This is a genomic window from Marinobacter sp. (assembly GCF_033722195.1).
Lineage (GTDB): Bacteria > Pseudomonadota > Gammaproteobacteria > Pseudomonadales > Oleiphilaceae > Marinobacter.
Genome location: NZ_JAWVZL010000074.1, coordinates 1 through 15,400, shown reverse-complemented (window position 1 = coordinate 15,400; position 15,400 = coordinate 1). Strand labels below are relative to the sequence as shown.

Annotated in this window: 13 protein-coding genes and 2 riboswitches; of the genes, 11 read left to right on the top strand and 2 right to left on the bottom strand. The window is 66.3% G+C overall.

The genetic code is table 11. From position 1 onward, the window contains the following. Positions 1 to 636 (top strand): TonB-dependent receptor domain-containing protein (locus tag R3280_RS12400; protein WP_318998922.1); only part of this gene is annotated, 636 nt, incomplete at its 5' end. Between the two features lie 47 nt (positions 637 to 683). On the opposite strand, the gene R3280_RS12395 is transcribed toward R3280_RS12400, so the two are convergent. After that, positions 684 to 1,526, bottom strand: a complete 843-nt coding sequence (locus R3280_RS12395; protein WP_318998921.1) for an ABC transporter ATP-binding protein — start codon at positions 1,524 to 1,526, stop codon at positions 684 to 686. A gap of 151 nt (positions 1,527 to 1,677) precedes the next feature. Here R3280_RS12395 and R3280_RS12390 point away from each other — a divergent pair, with 151 nt between their 5' ends. The 3 genes from R3280_RS12390 to R3280_RS12380 are packed head-to-tail and all read left to right on the top strand — an operon-like array spanning position 1,678 to position 4,663. Next, entirely contained in the window at positions 1,678 to 2,616 is a 939-nt protein-coding gene (locus tag R3280_RS12390) for an iron-siderophore ABC transporter substrate-binding protein (protein WP_318998920.1), read from the top strand. Then, the gene (locus tag R3280_RS12385; protein WP_318998919.1) at positions 2,610 to 3,617 is read left to right on the top strand and encodes an iron ABC transporter permease; all 1,008 of its coding nucleotides are present in this window, start codon (positions 2,610 to 2,612) and stop codon (positions 3,615 to 3,617) included. The genes R3280_RS12390 and R3280_RS12385 overlap by 7 nt, the downstream gene beginning before the upstream one ends. Then, on the top strand, positions 3,614 to 4,663 hold the full coding sequence (locus R3280_RS12380) for an iron ABC transporter permease (RefSeq protein ID WP_318998918.1): 1,050 nt from the start codon (positions 3,614 to 3,616) through the stop codon (positions 4,661 to 4,663). The genes R3280_RS12385 and R3280_RS12380 overlap by 4 nt, the downstream gene beginning before the upstream one ends. A gap of 8 nt (positions 4,664 to 4,671) precedes the next feature. Here the strand turns inward: R3280_RS12380 and R3280_RS12375 are convergent, their stop codons facing one another. Further along, positions 4,672 to 5,916, bottom strand: a complete 1,245-nt coding sequence (locus R3280_RS12375) for a D-amino acid dehydrogenase (protein WP_318998923.1) — start codon at positions 5,914 to 5,916, stop codon at positions 4,672 to 4,674. 173 nt (positions 5,917 to 6,089) lie between these two features. Continuing rightward, positions 6,090 to 6,187: riboswitch (glycine riboswitch) on the bottom strand. Positions 6,188 to 6,486: 299 nt separating this feature from the next. Further along, positions 6,487 to 6,595, top strand: a riboswitch (guanidine-I (ykkC/yxkD leader). Positions 6,596 to 6,652: 57 nt separating this feature from the next. On the opposite strand from R3280_RS12375, the gene R3280_RS12370 reads away from it, so the two are divergent. The 7 genes from R3280_RS12370 to R3280_RS12340 form a co-directional block, all read left to right on the top strand. Further along, positions 6,653 to 7,378: an urea amidolyase associated protein UAAP1 gene (locus R3280_RS12370; RefSeq protein ID WP_318998917.1), complete on the top strand. Its 726-nt coding sequence runs from the start codon at positions 6,653 to 6,655 to the stop codon at positions 7,376 to 7,378. Positions 7,379 to 7,390: 12 nt separating this feature from the next. Then, on the top strand, positions 7,391 to 8,029 hold the full coding sequence (locus R3280_RS12365; RefSeq protein ID WP_318998916.1) for an urea amidolyase associated protein UAAP2: 639 nt from the start codon (positions 7,391 to 7,393) through the stop codon (positions 8,027 to 8,029). Next, positions 8,020 to 11,667 carry an urea carboxylase gene (gene uca, locus R3280_RS12360; RefSeq protein ID WP_318998915.1) on the top strand — a complete coding sequence of 1,216 codons (3,648 nt, stop codon included), beginning with the start codon at positions 8,020 to 8,022 and terminating at the stop codon, positions 11,665 to 11,667. The genes R3280_RS12365 and uca overlap by 10 nt, the downstream gene beginning before the upstream one ends. 53 nt (positions 11,668 to 11,720) lie before the next feature. Continuing rightward, positions 11,721 to 12,788: a putative urea ABC transporter substrate-binding protein gene (locus R3280_RS12355; RefSeq protein WP_318998914.1), complete on the top strand. Its 1,068-nt coding sequence runs from the start codon at positions 11,721 to 11,723 to the stop codon at positions 12,786 to 12,788. A gap of 35 nt (positions 12,789 to 12,823) precedes the next feature. Then, on the top strand, positions 12,824 to 13,639 hold the full coding sequence (locus tag R3280_RS12350) for an ABC transporter permease (protein WP_318998913.1): 816 nt from the start codon (positions 12,824 to 12,826) through the stop codon (positions 13,637 to 13,639). Further along, positions 13,639 to 14,424 (top strand): ABC transporter ATP-binding protein, encoded by a 786-nt coding sequence (locus R3280_RS12345; RefSeq protein ID WP_318998912.1) that lies wholly within the window; start codon positions 13,639 to 13,641, stop codon positions 14,422 to 14,424. The genes R3280_RS12350 and R3280_RS12345 overlap by 1 nt, the downstream gene beginning before the upstream one ends. 7 nt (positions 14,425 to 14,431) lie before the next feature. Next, positions 14,432 to 15,400: amidase family protein (locus R3280_RS12340; protein ID WP_318998911.1), on the top strand; the 969-nt coding region annotated here is incomplete at its 3' end.

The window sequence follows — 15,400 nt, the reverse complement described above, 5'->3', positions numbered from 1 at the left end:
TCCCTGGACCAGATCCGTCCGGAGCCCCAGGTGGTGGATAACTATGAGATCGGCGCCGAGGCGCTCTGGAACCAGGCGGACCTGGCCCTGACGCTGTTCTACAGCGAGTCCGAGCTGGGTACCCAGCTGGGCTCGGCCCAGGCCAACGAGCCGATTCCGGTGCTGCGCAGCCCGGAGAAAATCTACGGTTTCGAGGCCGAGTTCAACGTCTACCCCACCAGTGACCTGAGCACCGGCGGCACCCTGACCTGGCTCGAGGGCAAGGTCGACAGCGACGATGACGGCAGCTACGAGGATTACCTGCTGGGCAACCGTATCCCGCCGCTGAAGCTGACCGGCTATGTGGAGCACCAGACCAACGCGCGCTGGAGCAACCGCCTGCAGGCCCTGTACAGCGGCGACCGCAACCGCTTCGGCAGCGATGCCAGCGGCTTTGGCAAGGGCGAGGTGGAATCCTTCACCGTGGTTGACCTGATCAGTGCCTGGCAGACCCGTTACGGCGACGTCACCCTGGCGGTGAACAACCTGTTCAACGAGGACTACTTCCCGGTGATCTCCCAGATGTACAACTTCGATGGTTACTACACCACTGCACCGGGCCGTTCCGTGAAACTCAGCTACGGTCTGGACTGGTAAGCCAGTCCCCGTCGCCGCACGGCGCCGCCCGCAATCCGGGGCGGCCGCTAGGCGGTGGCGGTTTGCAGTACACTGCCGGCCTGCCCCATTCGACGGGGCAGGCACACCGGGCGACCCGAATCCGGGTCCAGGATCACCCGGGCCTCAAGATCGAACACCTCCGCCAGACTGGCTTCGGTGAACACCTTCTCCGCCTCCCCCTGATAACAGATCCTGCCCGCCTGCATCATCACCAGGGTATCGGCATAGGCCGCCGCCAGGTTCAGGTCGTGCAGCACCACCAGCAGGGTCCGGCCGTGTTCATGGGCCAGGCTCAGCAGCAGCTCCAGGAGATCCACCTGTACTTTCAGATCCAGGAAGGTGGTGGGCTCGTCCAGCAGCAGCAGTTCGGTTTCCTGGGCCAGCACCATGGCAATCCAGCAACGCTGGCGTTGGCCGCCACTGAGCTGGTCCACCGGCCGGTCGGCAAACTCGGTGACAGCCGCCTGTGCCATGGCGGTCTCCACCGCGACCTGGTCCCGGCGCGACCACTGCCGCATCAGGCTCTGGTAGGGAAAGCGACCCAGCGCCACCAGTTCACGGACGGTCAGGCCATCGGGCGCTGCGGGACTCTGGGGCAGGAGCCCCAGGCGCCTGGCCACGGTGCGGGTGGACTGCTGGTGAATGGCCTGGCCGTTCAGCAGCACCTGGCCCCGGTCCGGCGACAGGGTTCGCGCCATGGTTTTGAGCAGGGTGGACTTGCCACAGCCATTGGGGCCCAGGAGTATGGTCAGCTTGCCCGGCTCCAGCCGGAAATCGACGCCGGCCAGCACGGATTTGCCGCCGTAGCCGACATGCAGGGAGTCACCGACCAGGGAGGCGGCCGTGCGGGGAGAACCGGATTGCGTCATAGGAAGGAATACCCTGGCGGAATGTCCATGCGTCGGAATGTCCATGCGTCTGTGGGGGGATCGATGATATTATGAGCGATTATCATTTACAATTTGCCCAAGTCCCCCGTCCATGACAGGGCGGGCCTGCCCTGGAGTCTTCTGTTCAACCGTGGCCCTGCATTCACTGCCTCCGTTCCGCTTCGCGCTTCTGCTGGTCCTGCTGTCGCCGATGGCTGTGCTCGCCACGCCGCGTGAGATCCACCATACCCTGGGTACGACCACCCTGGAGACCCCCGTGCAGAGACTGGTGACGCTCTACCAGGGCGCCACCGATACCGCGGTGGCGCTCGGCATCGAGCCGGTCGGGGTGGTGGAGTCCTGGTCGGAAAAGCCGCTTTACCGTTACCTGCGGGATGAGCTCGACGACCCGCGGCTGTTGGGCCTGGAGACCCAGCCTGACCTGGAGGGCATTGCCTGGCTGCACCCGGACCTGATCGTCGGCGCCCGGCATCGCCACCACGACGTTTACCCCCTGCTGTCCCGGCTGGCGCCCACCCTGATGCAGGGCGATGTGTTCGATTTCAGGGGCAGCCTCGAGCTTATGGCCAAAGCCACCGGCCGAGCGGAACGGGGCCGGCAGATCCTGTCCTGCTGGGACGCGCGGGTCGCCGACTTCCGGCAGCGCGCGGCGGCCAGGCTTGGCGATGCCTGGCCGCCTACGGTGGCCCTGCTCAGCTTTCGCGGCGACCACGCCCGCATCTACTACGACGGTTTCGCCCGCCGGGTCCTGGATGAGCTCGGTTTCGAGGTGCCCATCGACCACCAGAAGGACGGCTGGGGCATCAAGCTGACCACCCACGAGAGCATTCCCGCCATGGACGGCGAAACCGTGTTCATCTTCATGGAGGATGACCCCGCTGTCGAACGCACCTACCGGGAGTGGACCGGCCATCCGCTGTGGCAGCGACTGGCGGCGGTCCGCAGCGATCAGGTCTATCGGGTGGACCCGGTGACCTGGAACATGGGCGGCGGCATCCTCGCCGCCAACCGCATGCTGGATGACCTCTACCGCCACTATGGCCTGGCCGGGGCGCCGCTGTCATGCTGATGCACTCAAGCCGGGCAAGATCTGTTGGCGGCGCCGGCTGCCTGTTGCTGCTGGCGCTGGCGATCCTTGGCAGCCTGGTGCTGGGGCAGATCCCGATCAGCCTGGCCACCCTGGCGGAGAGCTTCACCAGCTTCGATCCGGCCCGGGTCGAGCACCTGGTGGTGCGCTCGGAGCGGCTGACCCGCACAGTGGTGGCGATGGCCATCGGGGCGTCCCTGGCGGTGGCCGGCGTGCTGATCCAGAGCCTGACCCGCAATCCGCTGGCATCGCCGGGTATCCTTGGCATCAATGCCGGCGCGCTCTTCTTTGTGGTGCTGGGCTTCAGCCTGTTCTCCCTGCTCGCGCCCAGCCAGCTGATCTGGCTTGCCCTGGCCGGTGCCGCCCTGGCCGCGGTCACGGTCTACGGCCTGGGCCATGAACCCGGGCAGGGCCTGTCACCGATCCGCACCGTGCTGGCGGGCGTTGCCATTACCGCGCTCTTCGTGTCCTTCTCCCAGGGCCTGCTGATTCTCGACCAGAGCCGCTTCGAGAGTATGCTGTTCTGGCTGGCGGGGTCGGTATCGGGCCGGTCGCTGGATGCGGTCCTGCCGCTGCTGCCCTGGATGGCGGGCGGCGTCCTGGTGAGCCTGGCGCTGGCCCGCCAGCTCAACCTGCTGGGCCTGGACGACGACATGATCCAGGGCCTCGGCCTGAACGTGGCCCGGGTACGGATGATCTGCGGCGCCCTGATCATTCTGCTGGCGGGTGCCGCGGTGGCCATTGGCGGGCTGATCGGCTTTGTCGGCCTGATGGTGCCCCACATTGCCCGCGGGCTGTTCGGTACCGATCATCGCTGGCTGCTGCCCGCCGCGGCACTGCTTGGCGCCATCCTGGTGCTGGCGGCGGACATCCTGGCCCGCCTGATCATCCCGCCCCGGGAGGTGCCCGTGGGGGTGGTGACCGCACTGCTCGGCACCCCGCTGTTCCTGCACCTGGCAAGACGCAGCAGGGAGATGTCATGAAGGCTGACCTGTTACTGCGCGCTTCCGATGACCGCTGGTCTGTGCGCCTGGCCCCCGGCGTACTGGCCGTCAGCCTCGTGCTGTTCATGCTGCTGCTGGCCAGCGGCGGGCTCTATCTGAGCCTGGGCTCCCACCCGACCACAGCGGCGCAGGTCCTCGCCGGCCTGACGGGTAAGGCCGACCCCGGCCTGCACCTCATCCTGTTCGAGATCCGCCTGCCACGGCTGCTGATGGCCATACTGGTGGGGGCCGCCCTGGCGGTTTCCGGACTGGTGCTGCAGGGCCTGGTGCGAAACCCGCTGGCATCGCCGGACGTCATCGGCATCACCGGCGGCGCTTCGGCGGCCGCGGTGACGGCGCTCTGGCTGGGCTCGGTGGGAACGGCCGCCATCGCCCTGGTGCCGGCGGCCCTGGCGGGCGCTGCGCTGGTGGCGCTGCTGATGGTCTACCTGGCCTGGCAGCAGGGTGTCAGCCCGTCCCGGCTGGTGCTGATCGGCATTGGGCTGGCCGCGGGGCTGGGCGCCCTGACTACCCTGCTGCTGGTGCTCAGCCCGGATGCCACCGCGATGATGGCGTACGTGTGGCTGACCGGCAGCCTCTACGGCTCCCGCTGGCAGGACGTGGTCGGGCTGCTGCCCTGGGTTCTGGTCTGCCTGCCGCTGGTGATGGCCCGGGGCCGGCATCTGGACATCCAGAGCATGGGAGACGATATGGCCCAGGGGCTGGGCAGTGCGGTCCAGTTCAACCGCCTGGTGTTTCTGGTGCTGGCGGTTGCCCTGGCCGGTGCTTCGGTGGCTTACGCCGGCGCGCTCAGCTTTCTCGGCCTGATCGCGCCCCATGTGGCGCGCCGGCTGGTGCGCTGCGGCACCACCGGCCTTGCGCTGGTCAGCGCGCTGGTGGGGGCGATCATCCTGGTCTACGCCGATCTGCTGGGCCGGGTCGCCTTCATGCCCCGTGACCTGCCCGCCGGCATTTTCGTTGCCGGCGTCGGCGCGCCCTTCTTCATCTACCTGCTGTACCGGCTGCGCCGGAATGCCGGCGCCTGAGTGCCGCCCTAGCGGGCCGGCCCTCGGCCCTGGATCTGGGCGCCGGTCTCGACCGTCTCCGCCACCATTTCGGCGGTGATGGCCGACAGCGTCCAGCCCAGGTGGCCGTGGCCGGTGTTGTAGAACACCGTCGGCAGCTTGCCCGGACCCACCCGCGGCATCATGTTGGGCAGCATCGGCCGCAGGCCCGCCCAGGGCACCACGCGGCGAGTGCTGACACCGGGGAAGCATTCCTCCACCCAGCGGGTCAGCGGGCGGATGCGGTCGTCCCTGATATCCCGGTTGTAGCCGCTGAATTCGGCGGTGCCGGCCACCCGGAAGCGGTCGTCCCCCAGGCGGCTGGTGACGATCTTGGTGGCGTCGTCCAGCAGGCTGACCGTGGGCGCCGATTCCTGCGAGGCCTTGTCGTCCAGCTGCACGGTGATGGAATAGCCCTTGACCGGGTAGATGTTGACCCGGTCCCCCAGCTTCGCCGCCAGCGCCCGGCTGCCGACGCCGGCGCAGAGCACCACGCCGTCGAAAGTGTCGCGGGTCTGCTCCTCGCCGTCGTGGGAGGTTACCCAGGCGTGGGACTCATCGGCGCTCAGCTCGGTCACCGAATGGCCGTAGCAGGTCTTGACGCCCATGCGCAGGATGGCGTCCGCCAGGCCGTTGGTGAACTTGTGGATATCGCCGGTGGCGTCGCTCTCGGTGTAGAAACCGCCGTAGTAGGTGCCGGCCAGGGTGGGCTCGATGCTGCGCATCTCCTCCGGGGTCACCGCCCGGCGCTCGAGACCACCGGCGGCCAGCAGCCGGGACACGTAGGCGGCGTGGTCGAAGCCGGCCTTGTCACGGTAGATGTGGAGGATGCCCTGCTTCTTCAGGTCGAAATCGATGCCTTCCTCTTTCGCCCAGGCAAACAGGAAGTCGCGGGCGGCGATGGCCAGGCGGGCGGTTTCGGTGGTGTTCTGCTCGTACTGGGGAATGGCCGCGATGAACTCGGCGAACCAGCTCAGCTTGTGCCAGGACGGCTTGGGGTTGACCAGCAGCGGGGCGTCGTTGCGGAACATCCACTTGAAGCCCTTCTTGATGGTCTGCCAGTTATTCCAGACCTCGGCGTTGGAGGCCGACAGCTGACCACCGTTGGCAAAGGAGGTTTCCATCGCCGCGTAGCGATGCCGCTCGTAAACGGTGACGTCGAGGCCGCGCTTGGCCAGGGTATAGGCAGTGGTGATACCGGTGATGCCGCCGCCAATCACGGCGACGCGCTTGATAGCTTTTGTCATGACACACTCCAGAGGCGTCCAGGGTTAATTCCTGCCATAGCCGGCAGAAAGCACCCCTTCCGTATCTGGACCTGAGAGATTCACGGCGGTTTCAGGGCAACCGGCCGCTTGCTCCTTCGGTGTGCCGACTGACGCAGCGGTCGGCAGCTCTTCGGAAAGTATTCACATCAGCGGTCCTTTTGCCTGAGAGTTTCCGGGGCAGTTGCTCCTTCGGCGCCGAGGGCACGGTGTGCGACTCGATCTCTCCCGCTGACACGTCCGGTTCTGAAATGGACACCGGCTTGCTGCGCACAATAACAAATATCGCCGGATGGCAACACAGGAAGTTTCCGAAGTCAGTGGTGGACCCTTCCAGTCCCCATACCCCGCACCAACCTGGCCCCAACGCCCCACAACGGTGCACCTGTTCGGCCCGCAGGCCGGCGCCTGTTTCGGACCATACGGGCTTTATGCCTGCAATTCAGTGGCTTGAAGGTTGTGGCATGAAACTTGGAACCAACCAAGTACGCAGCGAGACGTCGGTTAAACGAACCACTTATCAAAGCGCGACAATCTGACCAAGAGGTCAACTAGGGTTCAGGCCTGCCGCCACAGCGTGCACAGGTGACTGGTCCGAGAGTTGACGACCTTTTCCAAGGTTACACGGCGGGACAAAAGCCCGGGAGGATCGTTCAGTGACTGACGCCTCTCGTTTTTGTACAACCCGACCTCAGAGGAAAAGGTTATGCCCGCAACCGCAGCTCCCCTCTATGACGATCTGATTCCCGGCGGATCCCACTGGTCTTTCATCATGCGCCGCGGCCATATCCTGCGCCTGATCGATGAGACCGGCGGCACCAACGTCGGCATGCTGATGTACAACCCCGAGAACCCCCTCGAGCGGTACAACATGCCGGACACCCTCAAGAACCAGCATACCTTCCGCCTCACCAGGGGCCATGTGCTGCTGTCGGACATGGGACGGGTGTTCGCGTCCATCGTTCGCGACGACCTGGGCTGGCATGACACCGTCTGCGGCACCTGCAACGCCGCCATGGTGGAACAGCGCTGGGGCCGCAAGACCTACCAGGAAGCCCATAACCACTACCACCGCAACGGCTTCTCCAGCTTTCTCAACGAGCTGGCCAAGTACGGCCTGGGCAAGAAGGACCTGACCGCCAACCTGAACTGGTTCAGTCGGGTCAGTACCGATGACGACGGCAACATGAGCTATGTGAGTGACCACTCACACGCCGGCGCCACCGTCGATCTGCGCTTCGAGATGGACACCATCGTGGTGCTGCATACCTGCCCGCACCCGCTCGATCCGGCCGCGGAATACCCCAGTCACCCGCTGCGCTACCAGATCTTCCGGGCGGCGCCGGTCACCGAGGCCGACCCCTGCCGGATCTCGTCACCGGAGGCCACCCGCGCCTTCGCCAATACCGCCCTGTACCACCTGTTCCAGTAACGGAGGCCGGAGATGATCAAGCAAAGCGCATTGAAACCCGAACACGCCGCCTTCCGCGAAACCGTACCGGCGGGCGAGTATTTCCTGAAAGTGGTGAAGGCCGGCGAAACCCTCCGCATTCTGGACCTGGAGGGCAACCAGGCCGCCGACACCCTGTTCTACAACGCCCACAACCCCACCGAGCGCTACAGCGCCGTGGACACCATCCGCGAGCAGGGCAACGTCTACCTGACCGCGGGCTCCAGGCTGATGTCCAGCGAGAACAATGTGATGCTGGAGATCACCGCCGACACCTGCGGCCGCCACGACACCCTCGGCGGCGCTTGCGCGGCGGAAAGCAACACCACCCGCTACGCCCTGGAGAAAAAGTGCATGCACGCCTGCCGCGACAGCTGGCTGGTGGCGGTCACCGAGCATGACGAACTGGGCATGAGCAAACGCGACATCACCCACAACATCAACTTTTTCATGAACGTGCCGGTGACCGCGGAGGGCGGCCTCACCTTTGCCGACGGCATCTCCGACGCCGGCAAGTACGTGGAGCTGGAAGCGAAGATGGACGTGCTGGTGATGATTTCCAACTGCCCGCAGCTGAACAACCCCTGCAACGGCTGGAACCCCACGCCGATCGAGGTGCTGGTATGGAGCTGAAGGGCGGGTTCGGCAAAGCCGGCTTCGACAAGGTCCTGATCGCCAACCGGGGTGCCATCGCCTGCCGGGTCATCCGCACCCTGAGGCAGATGGGCGTGGGGTCGGTGGCGGTCTACGGTGAGGCGGATGCCGATTCCCTGCACGTGCGCCAGGCCGATGAGGCCTGGTCGCTGGGTGACGGTCCGGCGGCGGCCACCTACCTGGACCAGGACAAGCTGTTCGAGGTGGTTCGCAAGAGCGGGGCCGGCGCCATCCATCCCGGTTACGGCTTTCTCAGCGAGAACGCCGGGTTTGCCCGGCGCTGTGAGGCCGAGGGCGTGGTGTTTCTCGGCCCCACCCCTGAGCAGATGGAGCAGTTCGGCCTCAAGCACACCGCCCGGGCCCTGGCCGAAAATGCAGGCGTACCGCTGCTGCCCGGCACCGGCCTGCTGACGGATCTGGACGAGGCGCTGGCGGCGGCCGGGCGCATCGGCTACCCGGTGATGCTGAAAAGCACCGCCGGCGGTGGCGGCATCGGCATGTCCCGCAACTACGGCCCGGACGACCTGAGGCGCAGCTTTGCCTCGGTGCAGCGCCTGAGCCAGAACAACTTCAGCAACAGCGGCGTGTTCCTGGAAAAGTTCGTGGAGCATGCCCGCCATATCGAGGTACAGCTGTTCGGCGACGGTCAGGGCCAGGTGCTGGCCCTCGGCGAGCGGGACTGTTCGGCCCAGCGCCGTAACCAGAAAGTGATCGAGGAGGCCCCGGCCCCCGGCCTTAGCGCGGGGGTTCGTGCCCGCATGCACGCCACTGCCCGCCAGCTCGGCGAGAGCATCGGCTACCGCAGTGCCGGTACCGTGGAGTTCATCTACGACCCGGACACCACCGAGTTCTATTTCCTGGAAGTGAACACCCGCTTACAGGTGGAGCATGGTGTCACGGAGGAGGTCTACGGCGTGGACCTGGTGCGCTGGATGGTGGCGCTGGGCGCCGGCACCCTGCCGGACCTGGCACAGATCGGCAGCGCCCTGGCCCCCTCCGGCCACGCCATCCAGGCCCGGATCTATGCCGAGGACCCCAACAAGGACTTCCAGCCCGGTGCCGGCCTGCTCACCAACGTGGCCTGGCCTGACCGCAAGGGCCTGCGGGTTGATACCTGGATCCAGCCGGGCACCGAAGTGTCGCCGCTGTACGACCCCATGCTCGCCAAGGTCATCGTCCATGCCGGCGACCGGGAATCGGCCCGCCAGGCGTTGATGCAGGCGCTAGATGACAGCCAGCTCTACGGCATCGAAACCAACCTCCGGTATGTGCGCCAGGTGCTGGCCGACCCCAGCTTTGCCGAGGCCCGGCTGTTTACCCGCAGCCTCAACGAATTCGACTACCGGCCCGCCACCGTCGATGTGCTCAGCGGCGGCACCCTCACCACCATCCAGGACTACCCGGGCCGCATTGGCTACTGGGAAGTCGGCGTACCGCCCTCCGGGCCGTTCGACAGTTACTCCTTCCGGCTCGGCAACCGGCTGCTGGGCAACGCCGAGGATGCCCCGGGACTGGAGATCACCCTCAAGGGGCCGGTGCTCAGCTTCAACCGCGCCACCCAGATCGTTCTCACCGGGGCCGCGCTGGACGCCACCCTGGACGACGAGCCGGTGGCCTTCTGGCAGGTGATCGACGTGCCCGCCGGCGCCACCCTGAAACTGGGCGCCACCACCGCCGACGGCGCCCGGGCCTATGTGCTCTTCCGGGGCGGCCTGGACTGCCCGGCGTACCTGACCTCCTGCAGCACCTTCACCCTGGGCCAGTTCGGCGGTCACTGCGGCCGCGCCCTGCGGGCCGGCGACGTGCTGGCGCTGGCGGAAGCCGAACCGGTGCCCCCCAAGGCCCTGCCCGCCGAGCTGAAACCGGCCATCGGCAAGACCTGGCAGCTGCACGTCACCTATGGCCCCCACGGTGCTCCGGACTATTTCACCGACGCCGACATAGAGACCTTTTTCGCCAGCGACTGGGAGATCCACTACAACTCCAGCCGCACCGGGGTCCGACTGATCGGCCCCAAACCGGAATGGGCCCGCAGCGACGGCGGCGAAGCCGGCATGCACCCCTCCAATATCCACGACAACGCCTACGCCGTGGGCACGGTGGACTTCACCGGTGACATGCCGGTGATCCTGGGCCCGGACGGCCCCAGCCTGGGGGGCTTCGTGTGCCCGGTGACGGTGATCAGCGCCGATCTGTGGAAACTGGGCCAGCTCAAGGCCGGCGACAAGGTCCGCTTCGTGCCGGTGAGCCAGGACCAGGCGGTGGCACTGCGCCAGGCCCTGGACGAGTCGGTCGCCACCTTGACCGCGGCCGGCTGCCGGAACTCATCCATCCAGCCCGTCAGACCCACGACGCCGATTCTGGCGACGCTGGGCACCGATGAGCATGAGACCGGCGTGGTCTACCGGGCCGCCGGCGACAACTATGTGCTGGTGGAATACGGTCCCATGGAGCTGGACATCCGCCTGCGCTTCCGCGCCCATGCGCTGATGCTCTGGCTGCGGGAGCGCGACCACCCGGCCATTCTGGAGCTGACCCCCGGCATCCGCTCCCTGCAGGTGCACTACGACAGCCGGCGCCTGGGCCAGGGCGAGTTGATCGCGCTGCTGACCGACGCGGAAAAGGAACTGGAACAGCAGCCGGAGTGGGACGTGCCGGCCCGCATCGTGCACCTGCCGCTGTCCTGGGACGACGAGGCCTGCCACACCGCCATCGCCAAATACATGCAGTCGGTGCGCAAGGACGCGCCCTGGTGCCCCAGCAACCTGGAATTCATCCGCCGCATCAACGGCCTGGCCAGCATCGATGAGGTGAAAAAGACCGTATTCGAGGCCAGCTACCTGGTCATGGGCCTCGGCGACGTCTACCTGGGGGCGCCGGTGGCCACGCCGCTGGACCCCCGCCACCGCCTGGTGACCACCAAGTACAACCCGGCCCGCACCTGGACGGCGGAGAACTCGGTGGGCATCGGCGGCGCCTACCTGTGTATCTACGGCATGGAGGGGCCCGGCGGCTACCAGTTTGTCGGCCGCACCCTGCAGATGTGGAACCGCTACCGCACCACCGAGTTCTTCGAGCCCGGCAAGCCCTGGCTGCTGCGGTTCTTCGACCAGGTGCGCTTCTACGAAGTGAGCGCTGACGAACTGCGCCGGATCCGGCGGGATTTCCCCAACGGCGACTACCCCATCAAGGTCGAGGAGACCCGCTTCAACCTGAAGGACTACGAGCGCTTCCTGGCCGACAACCACCGTGAAATCGAGACGTTCACCGCCAGGCGCAAACAGGCCTTTGACGAGGAGCTGCAGCGCTGGATCGAGTCCGGCCAGATCAACTTCAGCTCCGAGGCGCCACTGGAGGACACCGGCGGCGATGACATGACCGAGCTGCCCGCCGGCCAGCACGCGGTGGAAAGCCACGTCGCCGGCAACCTCTGGCAATGCCTGGTGAAGCCGGGCGACGAGATCCAGGCCCAGCGCCCGGTGGCGGTGGTGGAGTCGATGAAGATGGAGATCGAACTGCTCAGCCCGGTCAGCGGGCGGGTGGTGGAGATCCGCCGCGAGGCGGGCCAGGCGGTGTCGCCGGGCACGCCCGTGGTGATAGTGGAAGAACAACACTGAGACGCCAACAACCGAGACTTCAACGAACGGGTTTTTACCCGAGGAGAGTCAACATGAAAGCAAAAAACGTGATTCAGCAACTGGGCGCAGGCCTGCTGGCAGCCACCCTTTCCGCGGGTGCCCTGGCCCAGCAGAAGGACTCCTTCACCTTCGCCTGGACCATCTACGTAGGCTGGATGCCGTGGCAGTATGCAGAGGACAGCGGCATCATGAAGAAGTGGGCCGACAAGTACGACATCGAGGTGGATATCGTGCAGGTCAACGACTACATCGAGTCCATCAACCAGTACACCGCCGGCCAGTTTGATGGGGTGGTGGCCACCAGCATGGACGGCCTCTCGATTCCCGCCGCCTCCGGCATCGACACCACGGCCCTGATCGTGGGGGACTATTCCGACGGCAATGACGGCCTGGTATCCAAGGACGCCGACGGCATAGCGGAGCTGAAGGGTGAGACGGTGCACCTGGTGGAGCTGTCGGTATCCCATTACCTGCTGGTGCGGGCGCTGGACTCGGTGGGTCTGGAGGAGCGGGACATCAACGTCGTCAATATTTCCGACGCCGACCTGGTGTCCGCTTTTCTGACCGATGACGTCCGCACGGTTGTGACCTGGAATCCGCTGCTCGGCGAAGTGAAGGACTATCCCGGCGCCACCGAGCTCTTCGATTCCAGCCAGGTTCCCGGCCATATCAAGGATCTGGCCCTGGTGAACACCGAGGTGCTGGAGGCCAACCCTGAGCTGGGCAAGGCACTGACTGGCGCCTGGTACGAAGTGATGACCATCCTCCGCTCTGACACCGAACAGGGGCGTGAGGCCCGCGCCCAGCTGGGCCAGGCCTCCGGTACCGATCGCGAGGGCTATGAGGCCCAGCTTGCCGCCACCCGCATGTTCTGGGAACCCGCCAGTGCGGTCGAGTTCATCAACAGCGATCAGGCCATGCAGGCTATGGACAGCGTCCGTCAGTTCTCGTTCGACAAGGGTCTGCTGGGCCAGGGCGCCATGAGCCCCGACTTTGTCGGCATCGAGTTCCCGGATGGCACCGTGATGGGTGATGAGGGCAACGTCCGCTTCCGCTTCAGTGATACCTACATGCAGATGGCAGCCGACGGCAAGCTGTAACACCGACGGCTGCCGGCAATCGATGGGAGAGCTACATGCGCCTGATCAATCGTCGCCCGAGCCGGGCCACGGCCCTGCTGTTGGGGCTCGTACCCTTCCTGGCGCTGGTACTGGTATACGGCATGGCCTCCCAGGAGCGCCTGGCTGAAAATCCCAATGACAAGCTGCTGCCGGGCCTTGAGCAGATGAGCAGCGCGGTCAACCGCATGGCCTTCCAGGAAGACCGCCGCAGCGGCGAGTACCTGATGTGGCAGGACACCGCCGCCAGCCTCCAGCGCCTGGGCATCGGCATCGGCATCGCCGCGGCCCTGGCGCTGGCGGTGGGGCTGGTGAACGGGGTGCTGCCGATGGCCCGGGCTGGGCTGGCACCGCTGGTGTCGGCACTGTCGATGATCCCGCCGCTGGCGATCCTGCCTATCCTGTTCATCGTGTTCGGCCTGGGCGAGCTGTCCAAGGTGATGCTGATCGTGTTCGGCACCGCGCCCATCATGATGCGGGACGTGGCCCAGCGGGTGCGGGAGCTGCCCCAGGAGCAGCTGATCAAGATCCAGACTCTGGGGGCCAATTCCTGGCAGGTGGTGACCCGCATGGCGCTGCCCCAGGTGCTGCCGCGGCTGATCGACGCCGTCCGCCTGGGGCTGGGGCCCGCCTGGCTGTTCCTGATCGCGGCCGAGGCCATCGCCTCCGAGGAGGGTCTTGGCTACCGGATCTTCCTGGTGCGCCGCTACCTGGCCATGGACGTGATCCTGCCCTACGTGCTCTGGATTACCCTGCTCGCCATTGTCATCGACCAGTTGCTGAGGCTCGCCAACCGCCGGCTCTTCCCCTGGTACAACGCGGGGGGCCACTGATGAGCTTCATTACCGTCAACAAACTCTGGAAACAGTACGGCGGCGCGGTGGTGCTGGAGAACCTCAACCTGCAGGTCCGTCAGGGGGAGTTCTGCACCCTGGTAGGCGCTTCCGGCTGCGGCAAATCCACCTTCCTGAAAATGCTGCTGGGCCAGGAACAGCCCAGCCGCGGTGAGCTGACCCTGGAGGGCGAGGCCTTTCCTGCCGAGCCGGACCGCAACCGCGGCATCGTGTTCCAGCGCTACTCGGTGTTTCCCCACCTGACGGTGCGGGAAAACGTGCTGATGGGGCTGGAGCTGGAGCAGAAGCCCTTCCTGGGCCGGTTGTTCGGCCGGGCCCGCCGGGACGCCCTTGCCAGGGTGGACGCCATGATCGACGCCGTCGGCCTCGGCCACGCCCGCGACAAGTGGCCCCACGAGCTGTCCGGCGGTATGCAGCAACGTTTGGCCATCGCCCAGTCCTTCATCATGCGGCCCCGGGTACTTCTGCTGGACGAGCCTTTCGGCGCGCTCGACCCGGGCATCCGGGGCGACATGCACGAACTAATTCTCAAGCTCTGGCGGGACACCGGCACCACCATTTTCATGGTCACCCACGATCTGCAGGAGGGTTTCTACCTGGGTACCCGCCTGCTGGTGTTCGACAAGGTCCGCAACGACCCGCAGCAGCCGGAGGCCTACGGCGCCACCATCACCTACGACCTGCCCATCGGCGAGACCAGCCGCAAGGTCTTCGAATCCATTGAATCCTCCGTGTCGGCAACGGCGCGCAATCTGTCAGCGTGAGGTTCCCGTGAAAGCGACCCCCATCAATCTCGATATTCCTGCCCTGCACCAGGCCTACCGCAGCAGGAGCCTGACACCCGCCGATGTCATCTCCCACGTGCTGGAACGGGCCCGGCACTACGACGACCACAATATCTGGATTCACCTGGCCACCGCCGAGGAACTGGCCCCCTATCTGGAGGGCTTGCGGCGCCGCAGCCCCGAGGAATTGCCACTGTACGGTGTGCCCTTCGCGGTGAAGGACAATATCGATGTGGCCGGCATGGCCACCACCGCCGGCTGCGAGGCTTTCCGCTACCAGCCACCCGAGCATGCGGCGGTGGTCCAGGCGCTGGTGGATGCCGGTGCCATTCCCATCGGCAAGACCAACCTGGACCAGTTCGCCACCGGCCTGGTGGGCACCCGCTCACCGGAACCCTGGGGGCCCTGCCGCAACAGTTTCGATCCCGACTACATCTCCGGCGGCTCGTCATCCGGCTCCGCGGTTGCCACCGCCCTGGGACTGGTGAGCTTTGCCCTGGGCACGGATACCGCCGGCTCCGGCCGGGTGCCGGCGGCCTTCAACAATCTGATCGGTCTCAAGCCCAGCCTGGGCCGGATCAGTGTCCGCGGCGTGGTGCCGGCCTGCCAGAGCCTGGACTGCGTCTCCATCTTCGCCCGCTCGGCGGCCCAGGCCGCCACCCTGCTGGCGGTGGCTTCGGCCCGTGATCCGCAGGACCCGTGGCAACGCCCGCTGCCGGTCGGGCAACGGCCGTTACCGCAACACTTCCGGTTCGGTGTGCCACGCCAGGCGCAGCTGGAATTCGATGGCGATGGGGCCTGCCAGCGGCTGTTCGAGCAGTCGGTGGCGGCGCTTGCCGAGCTGGGCGGAACCCCGGTGGAGGTGGACTTCCAGCCCTTCAGCGATGCCGCCAGGCTGCTCTACGAAGGGCCCTGGGTGGCGGAACGCTACCTGGCCACCAGCCCGCTGATCCAG